This window comes from Streptomyces sp. ME19-01-6 (assembly GCF_033793745.1).
In the GTDB taxonomy this organism is placed as follows: domain Bacteria; phylum Actinomycetota; class Actinomycetes; order Streptomycetales; family Streptomycetaceae; genus Streptomyces.
The window spans coordinates 126,144-139,430 of record NZ_JARAXF010000025.1; the positions used below are offsets into that span (position 1 = coordinate 126,144).

Sequence of the window (13,287 nt, forward strand, 5' to 3'; positions counted from 1 at the left end):
CCGAAGTGGCCGGCCATGGGAACCCCCGTACTGACGCCCGGTGACGGGGCCCACGGGCCGACCGCCCCCGGCAGGACACGTGGCCTCGCGGTGCAGACCCTGACGACCGGTGAGGTCTTCACCGCGCTGGACACCTCACCGCGGGGGCTGGCGTCAGCGGACGCGGCGGCGCGGCGGGACCGGTTCGGTCCCAATGAGCTGCCACCAGCGGGGCAAAGGGCGCTGTGGCGGGACCTCGTCGGACAGTTCACCGACCTGTTCGCCGTGGTGCTGCTCGTCGCGTCGGCGGTCACGTTCCTGGTCTACAGCCTTCAGGAGCCGCGTGACGTGGGCACCTTGCAGCTGGCCGTGGCGATTGTGGGTGTGGTGGTCCTGAACGCGGCCATCGGCTTCGCGCAGGAGTACGCCGCCGAGCGGACGGCGGAGTCGCTGCAGGCGATGGTGCCACACACCTGCCGGGTGCTCCGTGACGGTGAGCGGCGGGAGCTGCCCGCGCGTGACCTGGTGCCCGGAGACGTCGTCGTCCTGGAAGCCGGGGACGCGGTGTCGGCGGACTGCCGTCTCACCGAGGCGCACGAGGTCTCGGTGAACAACGCGGCCCTGACCGGGGAGAGCGACGCGGTGGGGCGGACTGGGGAACCGGTGGCGGCGGGCCCGGTACTCCAGGCGCGCAACTGTGTCTTCATGGGCACCGACGTGGTGGCCGGCTCCGCGAAGGCCGTCGTGTTCGCCACCGGTGCGGCGACGGAGTTCGGTGGCATCTTCCGGCTGGCCGCGGCGGCGCCCCGGCAGAAGACCCCGCTCCAACGCCAGGTCGCCCTGATGGCCCGAAGGGTGGCGGGCACGGCGCTGGCCATCGGGGCGGCTCTGTTCGCGGTGCGGGTGCCGACCGGGCAGCCGTTCGTGGAGACCTTCGTGTTCGCCCTCGGGGTGATGGTCGCGCTCGTCCCCGAGGGACTGCCCGCGACGCTGTCGGTGTCGCTGGCGATCGGCGTACGGCGCATGGCCCGGCGGCACGCGCTGGTCAAGCAGTTGCTGGCGGTCGAGGCGCTCGGCTCCACCACCGTCGTGTGCACGGACAAGACCGGGACGCTCACACAGGCGCAGATGACCGCGGTGCAGGTGTGGGCCGGCGGAGTTCCGCACGCCGTGTCCGGGGTGGGGTACGCGCCGGTCGGCGAGGTGGCCGAGCCACAGCGGGTACGTGGCCTGCTCCGGGCGGCGGGGATGTGCTGTGACGCCCGTCTGGTCCCTCCCTCAGCTCACGCCGGGAAGCGCCCCCCGCCGAGCCGCGAAGGCTGGCGGGTGCTCGGCGACACCACCGAGGGGGCTCTGCTCGTCGCCGCGGCGAAGGCCGGCCTGGACCTCCCTGCCGAGGAAGCCTCCGCGCCACGTGTGGCGGAATACCCGTTCGACTCGGCCCGCAAGCTGATGAGCACCGTGCATGCCGACACGGACGGTCGCCGCTACCACGCCTACGTCAAAGGCGCACCGCAGGAGCTGCTGGCCCGCTGTGTGGCTATCGACTGGGGCGGTGTGCGGCAGCCGCTGACCGATGACCTCCGCCCGGCGGTGACCGCTGCCGGCGACCAACTGGCCTCCCAAGGGCTACGTGTGCTGGCGGCCGCATCGCGCCCCCTGGCGGACGCGCACCCCTCGCATGACGAGGTGGAATCGCGGCTCACCCTACTGGGCCTCGTCGGCATGCTCGACCCACCACGGCCGGAGGTCGGCGACGCCGTCGCCGCCTGCCGACGCGCCGGGATCCGTATCGTCATGGTCACCGGCGACCATCCGCTGACGGCGGAGGCCGTCGCACGGCGCGTCGGGATCGTGCGGCATCCCAGACCCACCGTGGTGACCGGCGCCCGGCTGGACGCCCTCGACGACGACGGCCTGGACGGCCTGCTCGCCGCGTCGGGCGAGCTGTTGCTGTGCCGGGTCAGCCCGGAACACAAGATGCGGGTGGTCACCGCCCTGCAGCGGCGCGGCGAGGTCGTCGCGGTCACCGGCGACGGCGCCAACGACGCCCCGGCCCTCAAACGCGCCGACATCGGCGTGGCCATGGGCGCCTCCGGCACGGATGTCGCACGGGAAGCCGCGGTCATGGTGCTGCTGGACGACTCGTTCGCGTCCATCACCACGGCGGTGAGACTGGGCCGGTCGGTCTACCAGAACATCCGCAAGTTCCTGATCTACCTCTTCAGCCACAACATCGCCGAGCTCGTCCCGATCCTGGCGGCGACCTTCGCCGGGTTCCCGCTGGTCCCGATCACCGCCGTACAGATCCTCGCGATCGACCTCGGCTCCGACGTGCTGCCCGCCCTGGCGCTCGGCGCCGAGCCGCCGGAACCCGACGTCATGGACCGGCCGCCGCGCTCCCGGCACGAACGGCCGATAGACGGCGGTGTCCTCGGTGAAGTCGGAGTACGGGATTCCGGAGGCGTGGATGTGCCAGAAGAACACGGCGCACACGCCAAGGGCCTGGATGCCGCCCAGGAACAGGATGCGTCCCACCACAGTGGTCGAGAAAAGCGCCCCGGACCGGTACTCCTTGAGGCCAGTGTGAATTCTCCGCGTCCCGTACGCATGCCGGGGAGTCGGCGGGCCAGGTGACCGCTATGGCGTTCGTCCATGGCCGGGTCTGCGCACGTCTCAGCGTCCCCGTGACGGCGCTTGGACCTCACGCGGTGGGCGTTCCGGTTTCAGCCGCGTCTGGAGACGCATGACGACATGGCCGAGGCCGGACAGCGCGCACGCGATCGCCAGGTCGGTGGGCGGAAGCGGCTCCGTACCCAGCAGGCCCCGCAAGGCGGGCAGATAGACACCGGCTGCCTGGAGGCTCAGTGCGGCGCCCACGGCGACCAGCAGGAAGGGGTTGGCCAGGCTGCCCGGACGAGCCCGGGATCCGAGTGCCACGCCGAGCTGCGTGGCGCCGAGGATCAAGAACATCATGGATTGCCAGGGACGGCCGGTCTCCCGGGCCCAGATTCCGGCCGCGAGGGTCACGGTGGCGACGAAAGCGCCCATGAACAGGATCCGCGGCCACAAGCCGGCACCCAGGACGCTCTCTTCGGGGGGCCGGGGCGGGTGGTGCATTGTGTCCGGGGCGACGGGCTCGGCGCCGAGCGCGACACCGGGCAGGCCGTGGGTGAGCAGGTTGATCCACAGGATCTGCGCGGGCAGCAGCGGCAGCGGCATGCTGAAGAAGGGGCCGAGGAGCATGACCAGGATCTCCGCGGTGCCACCGGCGAGCGCGTAGAGGAGGAACCGGCGCACGTTCGCGTAGACGCGGCGCCCCTCCTCGACGGCCGCCACGATCGTGGCCGGGTTGTCGTCGGCGAGCACCAGGCCGGCCGCCTGGCGTGCCACCTCGGTGCCGCGCCGTCCCATGGCCACGCCGATGTCGGCCCGGCGCAGCGCCGGGCCGTCGTTGACTCCGTCTCCCGTCATCGCCACCACATCTCCCGCCCCACGCCACGCCTGGACGATGTCCAGCTTCTGCTCGGGCGTGGTCCGGGCGTAGACGCGTACGCTCGTCAGGTCGCCCGCTGTGCCTTCCCTGATCCGCTCGCCGGTGGTGACCTCCTCCTCGCGGGAGGCGATGCCGAGGCGCTCGGCCACGGCCCGTGCGGTCAGCGGGTGATCGCCGGTGATGAGTACGGGGACGATGCCGGCCCGTTTGCAGGCGGCCACGGTCGTCCGCGACGCGCTGCGGGGCGGGTCCAGGATGCCGACGAGGCCCAGAAGCGACAGTCCCGATTCCCATGTCGGGGGCCGCTCCGCCGCCTCCTCCAGGTCGGCCGAGGCGACGGCGAGCACGCGATACCCGCCGCGTGCCAGCGCCTCCGCCCGGACCGCCGCACGGGAGATCGTGTCAGGGGCGTCGGCCAGGACCTGCGGCCGGAGCAGCGATTCCGGCGCTCCTTTGCACGCGATGCGCAGGCCGCCCTCCGGCCGACGGTGGACGGTCGTCATGCGTTTGCGGCCGCTGTCGAATGGAATCTCCTCCACGCGCGGCAGCTCGCGGTCCAGCGCCGCCCGGTCAAGACCGAGGCGGGCTCCGGCCGCGAGCAGGGCGGCTTCCGTGGGATCTCCCAGCGCGCGCCATTCCGTGGAGCGATCCGACGGAGCCTCCAGTCTCGCGTCATTGCACACCATCGCGACTCGCAGCAATGCCGCCAGGTCGGGCGCGTCGCCCGCGGTCACCGTCGCGCCGTCACGAACGACCCGGCCCTCGGATTCATAGCCTGTACCCACGACCGTGGCCTCGCCGCGCGGCGTCCACAGTCGCTCGGCGGCCATCCGGCCCTCCGTCAGGGTGCCGGTTTTGTCGGTGGCGATCACCGTCACCGAACCCAGGGTCTCCACCGCGGGCAATCGGCGGACGATGGCCTGACGGTGCGCCATCCGCCGTGCTCCCAGCGCAAGCGCCAACGTCACGACAGCAGGAAGGGACTCCGGAACGGCGGCCACGGCGAGGCTGATCGCCGCCACGACCATCAGCTCCACGGGCTGTCCGCGCACCAGCCCGAGCGCGAGGACCACCGCGCACAGCGCCACGGTGACAGCTGCCAGAATCCTGCTGAACCTCGCCAGCCGACGTTGCAGCGGGGTCAGGCTGGGCGCGGTGCCCATCAGGGAGGCGATCCGGCCGAGCGCGCTTTCGGCTCCGGTGGCGGTGACCTGGACGCGTCCGCGGCCGCGGACGATGACCGTGCCCGCCGACACCGTGCCGCGCGACGCCTCGCTGTCCGGGGCCTTCTCCACCGGAACGGACTCGCCCGTCAGCGAGGACTCATCCGCCAGCAACAACGCCGCGGCCAGCACGTCTCCGTCCGCGGGAACGACGTCCCCCTCGGCCACCAGGACCAGGTCACCGGGTACCACCTCCGCAGCCGGTACGGAACGTTCCTCGCCGTCCCGCACCACCCTGGCGGCGGGGGCACTCATGGCGGACAGGGCCATCACCGCATGTTCTGCCCGGACCTCCTGCACCACGCCGACCACGGTGTTCACAGTGATCACAAGCAGAATCACGACGGCATCCGACAGATCACCGGTGGCGATGGTCAGAGCGGCGGCCAAGAGCAGGACCAGGATCAGCGGGTCGCGCAGCTGCTGCAGAACCCGCCACCACACGGGGGTCCGCGGCTTAGCCGGGACCTCGTTGGGCCCGCACAGCTCCAGTCGCCGCGCGGCCTCGTCCAGCGACAGGCCCGCCGCCGCGAGGGTCGTGCTCCGGAGTTCTTCGACGTCCTCGCCAGGCCTCCGGCCACCCCTTCGCCGGCTCACGCCCGTACCGGAGCCGCGTACGCACATGCACCACGAACTCCCCGAAGGTCGCCGGGGCACCATGCGAAGGCTCCGTGATCCGATCGCGGCTCGACGCTGTGCGCTTGGGTGGCCATGTCGGCGGCGTGGATTCGCCGATCCATACGGAAGTTGGTCACCGTGCGCGAGAGATGGTTCATGACCGCCTTCTCGGCGCAGCGAGGACGCCGGACGATTCCCCGGCCAGGGGCGACCTGACCGGGCTGCTCGCCGTGTGCCATCAACCGCTCCCGTCGTGTCTCCAGCCGCCGCCTGCGGAAGACGGCACCCGCTTTCAGGGTGCCACCGCCAAGGCCGCCCGCCGATGAACGACGGGCCGAGGGCCCCGCTCGTCCATCGTCCATGTGGGCCATCCGCGCCGAGCGGCGCCGAGGTGGCCGCCCGGACGCGCTGATCAGGACTGCGTCAGGCTGCGTCCGTGGTCAGCGGCGTACGCGGCGAAAACCTGCGCCGGTGTTCCGTCCGTGTGGAGAAAACGCTGGTCAAGGATGGTGGCAAGGTCTTCCAGTGCTCCGGCGAGCAGGTGTCCGGCCAGACGCGCATCCGGCCGCCGGGCTGCCTGCCCCCGCTCAGCGAGGGCGACGGCATAGCCGACCACAGCCGCGAGAGACGAGTGGTCCTCCCCGTCATGGAAGTAGTAGGCCTCGGCGTACTGGGTGAAGTCGATACGGACGCGCACGACCTCGGTGGCCAGGCTGTCCAGCAGCAACGCCCCCACAGCGCAGTCCAGCTGCCCGGTTGTCGGGTCCGAGCCGCGCAGGAGCGCCAGCCGGACGGCCAGGACCCTCCTGCGGGTCAGCGACGGGTAGATCTCGAGCACCCAGGAGACCGTGGCGGTCAGGAGGGCGAAGCCGACGAGAGCCTCCAACGGCGAGACCAGACGAAGCCAGCCTTCGGCGGGCACGACGTCCCCCAGCCCCAGGGTGGCGACGGTCACGAGCGACAGGTACAAGGAATCGAGCAGCGCCGGCTGGTTCGCCGCCCCGGAACCGGGCGTGAAGGTGAAGGCCCCTGGCATGTGGGGCCAGTAGACGATGGCCCAGCCCAGGATGATGACGCCGGCCCACATGCCGACGACCGTCACCATGGCGAGCGGCCCCACGAGGCCGACCACACGCCTGCGCGCACGGAAATGCCGGGCCAGCCTCCACAGCGCCGTCCCATGCACGTCTCCCAGGGCCCTGTGCCGTCAGTCTCGCTGTGGAACGACGGCGACCGGGCACTCGGAGTGATGCAGCAGGGTGTGGGCGACCCTGCCGAGTTGCAAGCCGAAGTGGCCGTGCCGCCTCAGAGCGCCGACGACGATCAAGTCGGCACCGGACGACGCCTCCAGAAGGACCTTGTGGGCGGGGCCTTCGACCGGCTTGCGATGTACTCCGACCCGGGGATGGTCCCGTACGGCCTCGCGCAGCGCGTCGGTGAGGTCGGCGGAGGCCCGTTCCCCATGCACCCGAGCCGCATCGTCCGCGAGCAGAGGGTGATCCACGTGCTCATGGGCCGGACAGCGCCAGGCCCGGACGGCCTCCAGGACACAGCCGCGCGCCTCGGCCTCGCGCAGGGCGAACCCTACGGCGCCCGAGCCCTTGGCCGAGTCGCCGACTCCGACCACCACCCGCCCGAAGGCTCCCTGCCGGTTCCGCTCCGGGCCACGGACCACGATGACCGGGCACTCGGCGCGGGCGGCCACCGTGAGGCTGACCGACCCCAGCAGCAGCCCGGCGAGCTCGCTACGGCCGCGGGAGCCGGTGATCAGGGCACATGCCTCATGGCCCGCGCGCAGCAGCGCGGACACGGCATCGTCGGGCAGCACCTCGCCCGACACCTTCACCTCTTGATTGCGAAGCCGGGCCCGTTCCGCGCATGAGGCGATGATGTGCTCCGCCATGATCTCTTCGGCGGGACGATCAGTGCCGAAGGACGGACGCCCTCCCTCATAACGCTCCCATAGGGAGGCATGGACAAGCCGGAGCGGCAGCCCGTGGCGTGCCGCCTCGTCCATGGCCCAATCCACTGCCTCCAAGCTGGAATCCGACCCGTCGACGCCCACCACCATCGAGGTTTCCACCGTCCCACCGCCTTCCTTCCCAGCCGCTGAGCACCCCTGTGGATACCGTCGCACCGCTCAGGGTCCATCGCGACACACGGACCGGCTCTCAGAAGCCATCAGCCGCTCGGTGGCCGACCGCGCCGTTGGATCTGCGGAGTCTCCCTTCGCGAGTCGGCGGCCCCAGCGGGCAGGACCGCTCCTCGGGTGTCGCGGGGACCTCATTGTGGAATGCGCGCCGAACGAGGGACAGCCCGTGGCCACTCACTGGTCGGCCGGGCTGATGCGGCGGCCCGTGAGGCGAGTGAGCCGGATCGACACCCACATCTCGCGCTCGCCCCCCGGCCATGGTGTGGTGTGGGCGCGATCGGCCAGCCGCCGCACGGCCTCGGGTTTTGTGACAGCCCGCGCGGGGCCGACGACGAGCACGCTCCAGCCCTGGCTCATGGCCTCGTCCACATGGTCGACTTCGAAGGCCACGTCCCTCCCCACGGCCGCCGCGGGCACCGAGTCAGGCGCGGTCCTGAAGGCGATCGCGTCGTCGACGACCTCGTAATTCACCGGAACGACCGCAGGCCCGTCGGGCGTCGACACCGCGACGCGTCCCACACCGTGTGTGGAGAGGCGAGCGCGGCACTCACTCGGGCTGAGGTCCCGCAGTTGAGGGTGCAGGAGCGCCTGGCTCCGGCCTGGCGGCAGATCGATGCCGCCACCGCGCAGGGCCTCGACGCTGGTGCCCAGTGCTGCGGCCAGTCTGATGAGACTCGCCAGGCTCGGGTCGGCCGGCCGCTCCTCGATGTACGCCAGGTAAGCGGGCGCCATTCTGGCACGGCGGGCGGCTTCTACCCGGGTGAGCCCCTGTCGCTTGCGTTCATTGGCCACACGTCGGCCGATGTCGCCGGGGTTGGGCTCCTCATCCAGCGGAATCGTTACGGACACGGCACCCGGCTCATCCGTGCCCCGCTGGGCAGGCTCGCGGGGCCTCCCGGGCCTGTCCTCGAGGTGACGGATATGCGCGTCGGGCCCTGGGAACACCAGCGTCACCACGTCCGTGTCCGACCAGCGCACGTCATAGGGAGGTGTTCCGTCCGCATGATGGAGTCCGACTATCTCGCCGTCGCGCCTGGCAGCGCCGGTTGTCGGGCTTTCGATGACGAGCTGATCGCCGACGTGAGCTCTCATGACCGCCGCCTTCTCCCCAGAATGTCGCTGTATCCAACGTGCCACGCGCGGCGCCCCGCCGCAGGGGGCGGCGAACCCGGATCGGGGCCCAGGCGTGGGGGTGACTCTCTGGCGCGGCCTTGGTCAGAACGCCGGGGATTGTGCGGCGTAGGCCGTCCACTGCTCGCCGAACCGCTTGGCCAGTTCACGTTCCTCGGTGCGGGCCAGCCGCATGTAGACGGTCAGCGGGATGCCTGCCGTACATCTCGGTGAACAGCGCGACCAGGAATGCACTGTAGCCGCCCATCACCCGCCAGTCCCGCTTGCTCTTCGGGTGGAAAAGCTGGCGGCGAACACCACGAACAGCAAGGCGTTGAGCACGACCAGCGGCCACAGGCCGTATGCGGCGTCAGCCACGGCGTTCTCCCAGACGTGTGCACGGCCGGACGGCGGCTGCACGGCCGGACGGCGGCGCGGCGCCGTCCGCGGGCGAGGCCGCTCATGCGCTGCTGGTAGGTGGCGGCGTCGATGCGGTGGTGCAGGCGCAGGCCCACCAGCCTCAGTTCCACGGCCTCAAGAGCGGCGCGCCGTCCGCGCAGCCGGGCAAGCGGTGGGCTCGCCGCCGCCCTCGGCGGCCCGCACGAGAAAGGCGAGAACCGGTGACCACAGCCCGCGGTTCCCGTAATGCTCCAGAAGGGCTTTACCGGCATGCTCGGCTTCTCCCGCAACTCACGCACCCGCGAGCACTCCGACGCCGCGATGCGCATGGAGACGCTGAGCGGGTGGTTGAGAGTGCCGGCGTATTTCGTAAGGGCAGCGGTGGTGGGGGTAGCCGTGGTTGAAGGTGCGCCGCGTCTTGCGGTCGCGCAGGGAGCAGTGGATGAACCCGCGCAGCGCATAGATTCGCGGCGTGGTGTGGGCAGCCGCGTTCCGCGGGGTGGTGCCGGCGGCAGTCGTGCTCCATCATGCGCGGTGCTCTGCCGCCCTCGTGCAGAAGGACTGAGCGCGTGAGATTCGTATCGCGGCAGTGCGCGGGATGACCTCGAGGCCACGGCTGACTCTGCTCGGTGTGGGGGCGGTGAATTCACCGTACGATACGCCGGTCGAACGATGCATCGCCCACCTTAAGAGCTGGAAGATGCTCGCCATCGGCTATCGAGGGCGCCTCGCCTAACTTCCCGGCATGCTGCTCGAATTCTACCGACTCGGCTGGTAACTCTCGCGGATAACACTCAGAGGCGTTGGGGTCCACCGTCACGCCAGCGGGCGACCGCCTCGGTGTGTCCGTCTCCTAGGTCGGCGCGCCTCTTCACTCGAGACCATGACTCGGACCATACACGGGCCAACGCTCCGTTTGTCGCCGCAAGACCAGCGCTCGTTTACCTGGTCACCGCAGGGGGACACGCCGGACGATACTTTTGAGTATGTCCGGGACCTCCGGACTCGTCGTCCGCCGACTTCGACCACACCTCACACCAACAGGGCGCCCGATATGCCTTGTCTATCCACCTGCGCGTCAGACAAGACGGACGATACGCCGGCCCGAATGCCACCCGGATTCGACCCGGAGAGTTTGTTCAGCGAGAAAACATGGCCTTTGATCTGCGGAAATGCAGAGCGGCAGACGAGTCGGGCTGTACGCCGGATTCTGTCACCCGGTCGCCTCGCGGCGGCCGGGGAGACGGCCATCCATCTAGAGCCGGCGTTGCCGTCGGCCTCGTGCGGTCTACCCGCGGACTCGGGCGGGCAGCCCTCGAACGTCCGCGCAGGAGCACCAGGGCTCCCTCTTGACCTTGCTCCGGGTGGGGTTTACCTAGCTGCCCAGGTCACCCTGGGCACTGGTGGTCTCTTACACCACCGTTTCACCCTTACCCGGCGCCTGAGCGCCGGGCGGTCTGTTTTCTGTGGCACTGTCCCGCGGGTCACCCCGGGTGGCCGTTAGCCATCACCCTGCCCTGTGGAGTCCGGACGTTCCTCGGGAAGCCCCCTAGGGGACTCCACGCGGCCGTCCGCCCGGCTCGTCTGCCGTGTGGACCATGGTAGCCGACCAGGCACGGCTCCTGGTTTCTTCGATCAGCGACCGACGAGCGGATCCGGCGTCTCGTTGATCTGTGCCCCAGCTGTAAGCTCCTTCGTGGAGTAGTCCAGCCAGAGCCCTCCGGTCACCCTGCCCCTCGCGCCCAGCTGGCGTCCTGCGTGCGCTGGATCGTGATCAGGGCCCGAGAGGCGTCCTGCCGTCACATCAAGAGTCCAAGTACCCCGTGCACGTCGTTACTTCTTGCCGCTGGGTTCCAGGCATTCGAGGACGGGAAGGGCCACACGGGTTTTACGCTGGCGGAGATCAGGCGGCATGTGCGTGCGGCGAGCCGGTTCGAGCAGGTTCTGGGAGAATACCGGGGGGTATCGCATCAGCTGGTCAGTCTCGGAGAAGGCGACAGGTTGATGACGACTCGTCCGCGCGAGCGACTAGACGAAGTCGGCGGCTCCTTGGCGGGGCTGCGGTCTCGTCGGTCACCGCCGCACTCGGCCGACGCCTCACGCTGCTGATCCGCGTCGCCGTTCATCTCTCAAGCACGACGGCGAGGCCCTGGCCGACACCGATGCAGATGGCCGCGACGGCGATGCCGCTGCCCCGGCGTGCGAGTTCGTGGGCCGCGTGACCGATGATGCGTCCCCCGGACGCTCCGAGCGGGTGGCCCATCGCGATCGCCCCTCCATGCACGTTCACCTTCTGCGGGTCGAGGTCGCTCCACAGCCGCAGACACGCGAGTGACTGCGCTGCGAATGCTTCGTTCAGCTCGACCAGGTCGACGTCGGCCCATGCGCGCTTGGCACGGGCGCGGTTGGCCGCCTCGACCGGAGCGACTCCGAAGATGTCGGGGTCGTTGCCGAAGGCCGCGCGGCCGGCGATGCGGGCGAGAGGTTCGCTGTCGAGCACACCCTCGCGTGCGACGAGCACGGCGGAGGCGCCGTCATTGATGGGCCTGGTGGAAGTACGCCGAGCCCTTCAGAGCGGTGACCGGCTGCTTGCCGGCGTTGATCAGGTCGGGGTCGACGGCGCCTGGCTTGGGCGCGGGACCCATGCCGAGCATCCCGTTCTCGGTGTGCAGGACGACCTCGATGTCGTCCGGCAGGTAGTCGGCCACAAGGGTGGGAGCACCGATACCGAGATTCACGACCGATCCCTCGGGGATGTCGGCCGCAATACGACGAGCGAGGTCGGTGCGGCTGATGCGCGTGCTCATTGGCTCTCCTCCTGTGCCAGCGGGCTCCCCTCGATGTCGACGCCGCCAACGAACACGCCATCGTCGAGCCAGCGGCGCTCGCCCACCGCGACGACGTGGTCGATGAAGATGCCGGGCGTCACAACAGTCTCGGGGTCCATGTCCCCGAGCGGCACGATCTCGTCGACCTGGACGATTGTCGTGGCCGCCGCGGCCGCCATGATCGGGCCGAAATTGCGGGCGGTCTCGCGGTAGACAAGGTTGCCCCAGCGGTCGGCCCGCAGGGCGCTGATCAAGGCGACGTCAGCTCGGATCGGGTACTCGAGCACATAGTCGCGGCCGTCGATCGTGCGCACCTCTTTACCCTCGGCGAGCTGCGTGCCGACGCCCGTCGGCGAGAAGAACGCGCCGATACCTGCCCCCGCGGCACGGATGCGTTCGGCGAGATTCCCCTGCGGCACGAGCTCCAGCTCGATCTCTCCCGCGCGGTAGAGACCGTCGAACACCCACGAGTCGCTCTGCCTCGGGAACGAGCAGATGATCTTCCGTACCCTTCGCGCCGCAAGAAGCGCGGCAAGACCCGTGTCGCCGTTGCCTGCGTTGTTGTTGACGACGGTCAGGTCGCGTGCGCCATGGGAGATGAGTGCGTCGATCAGCTCCACCGGCTGGCCCGCGCGGCCAAATCCACCAATCATCACGGTGGCGCCGTCGCGGATCCCTGAGACGGCGGCTGCGGTGTCCTCGACGGTCTTGTCGATCATCATTCCTCCACGCGTTCAGGCATCGCGCGACCTCTCAAGCGATTTCAATGGCCGGCCCGCGCGGTGACAGTGCACGACAATCGACACCATCCGACGCAGGCATAGTCTCTATGCCTATGTCATCTCGCATCATGGATGCCTCAGGCAGGCTCGATGAGCAGGGAAGTGCAGCGCTCCCTCGGTCGGCCATCAGGCAAGCATGAGTGAGCGCCGCGCAAGCGATCGAGCCTGGTCGGGGCAGAGGTACCCATTGACTGGGCTGTGTCGCGCGGTCGCCGTATTGAGGTGGGGCAGGCCATGGCGTGGCGGCATCGTGTCGGCGCCGGCCCGACCGGCTCACTCCATGCGGGTTCCAGACCTGCCTTGCGGACGAACCCCGCACCCGCGGGGGTGCGACAAGCGATGCTGCGATCGATCCGCGCCCATGCCCACATCGGGTGGGGCAGCACAAGCCGGCCATCGAGGGCGGGCGGGCGCAGGCAGCGTCCGCGCACTCGCCGTGCATCGAACGCACGGCATCGCCGTTAGGGTCTTTTCGGCGGCGATCCCGTTCTCCTCGCCAACGCAGACAGGAGCTAATATACTATGCCTATGTCTGAACTCGCGAGCGAACGTTACACCGACCGCATCGCTACCGGACCGCTCATCCTCGTCCAGGAGGTCTTGAACACCCGCGCTGCCGGCAAGCCCGCGCTCGATGACCTGCTCTCGGCGCCAGAGTCTGCGACGTCGTGGCTCTCCAGCGCGCTTGCCGAATGGAGTC

7 protein-coding genes, 1 other RNA gene and 2 pseudogenes are annotated in these 13,287 nt (G+C 70.0%); 1 reads left to right on the plus strand and 9 read right to left on the minus strand.

Annotation, left to right across the window (positions count from 1 at the left end):
* Positions 1-15: 15 nt before the first annotated feature.
* On the plus strand, positions 16-2,616 hold the full coding sequence (locus PV419_RS38500) for a cation-transporting P-type ATPase (protein ID WP_319696980.1): 2,601 nt from the start codon (positions 16-18) through the stop codon (positions 2,614-2,616).
* Positions 2,617-2,655: 39 nt separating this feature from the next.
* Here PV419_RS38500 and PV419_RS38505 read toward each other — a convergent pair whose 3' ends face one another.
* The 9 genes and pseudogenes from PV419_RS38505 to PV419_RS38545 form a co-directional block, all read right to left on the minus strand.
* The gene (locus PV419_RS38505; protein ID WP_319696981.1) at positions 2,656-5,295 is read right to left on the minus strand and encodes a cation-translocating P-type ATPase; all 2,640 of its coding nucleotides are present in this window, start codon (positions 5,293-5,295) and stop codon (positions 2,656-2,658) included.
* A 433-nt stretch (positions 5,296-5,728) separates the two neighbouring features.
* Positions 5,729-6,436 carry a potassium channel family protein gene (locus tag PV419_RS38510; RefSeq protein ID WP_319696983.1) on the minus strand — a complete coding sequence of 236 codons (708 nt, stop codon included), beginning with the start codon at positions 6,434-6,436 and terminating at the stop codon, positions 5,729-5,731.
* An 87-nt stretch (positions 6,437-6,523) separates the two neighbouring features.
* Positions 6,524-7,387, minus strand: coding sequence for a universal stress protein (locus PV419_RS38515; RefSeq protein ID WP_415925472.1), 864 nt, complete (start codon positions 7,385-7,387; stop codon positions 6,524-6,526).
* A 255-nt stretch (positions 7,388-7,642) separates the two neighbouring features.
* A complete protein-coding gene (locus tag PV419_RS38520) occupies positions 7,643-8,560 on the minus strand; it encodes a DUF1918 domain-containing protein (protein ID WP_319696985.1) in 918 nt (305 codons plus the stop codon).
* A gap of 123 nt (positions 8,561-8,683) precedes the next feature.
* Positions 8,684-8,833, minus strand: a complete 150-nt coding sequence (locus tag PV419_RS38525; protein ID WP_319696987.1) for a hypothetical protein — start codon at positions 8,831-8,833, stop codon at positions 8,684-8,686.
* Positions 8,834-10,160: 1,327 nt separating this feature from the next.
* An RNA gene (rnpB, locus tag PV419_RS38530) (RNase P RNA component class A) lies at positions 10,161-10,560 on the minus strand.
* 539 nt (positions 10,561-11,099) lie between these two features.
* Positions 11,100-11,522, minus strand: a pseudogene (locus PV419_RS38535) (3-oxoadipyl-CoA thiolase); the annotation flags it as partial.
* A pseudogene (locus PV419_RS38540) lies at positions 11,521-11,784 on the minus strand (CoA-transferase); the annotation flags it as partial. The pseudogenes PV419_RS38535 and PV419_RS38540, both read right to left, overlap by 2 nt.
* Positions 11,781-12,524: a 3-oxoacid CoA-transferase subunit A gene (locus PV419_RS38545; RefSeq protein WP_319696989.1), complete on the minus strand. Its 744-nt coding sequence runs from the start codon at positions 12,522-12,524 to the stop codon at positions 11,781-11,783. The gene PV419_RS38545 and the pseudogene PV419_RS38540, both read right to left, overlap by 4 nt.
* Positions 12,525-13,287: the final 763 nt, after the last annotated feature.

Bases quoted from the DNA above. Each gene is read 5' to 3' on its own strand.
- PV419_RS38500 (WP_319696980.1), top strand. From the start codon at position 16: ATGGGAACCCCCGTACTGACGCCCGGTGACGGGGCCCACGGGCCGACC.
- PV419_RS38515 (WP_415925472.1), bottom strand. From the start codon at position 7,387: ATGGTGGTGGGCGTCGACGGGTCGGATTCCAGCTTGGAGGCAGTGGAT.
- PV419_RS38520 (WP_319696985.1), bottom strand. From the start codon at position 8,560: ATGAGAGCTCACGTCGGCGATCAGCTCGTCATCGAAAGCCCGACAACC.
- PV419_RS38545 (WP_319696989.1), bottom strand. From the start codon at position 12,524: ATGATCGACAAGACCGTCGAGGACACCGCAGCCGCCGTCTCAGGGATC.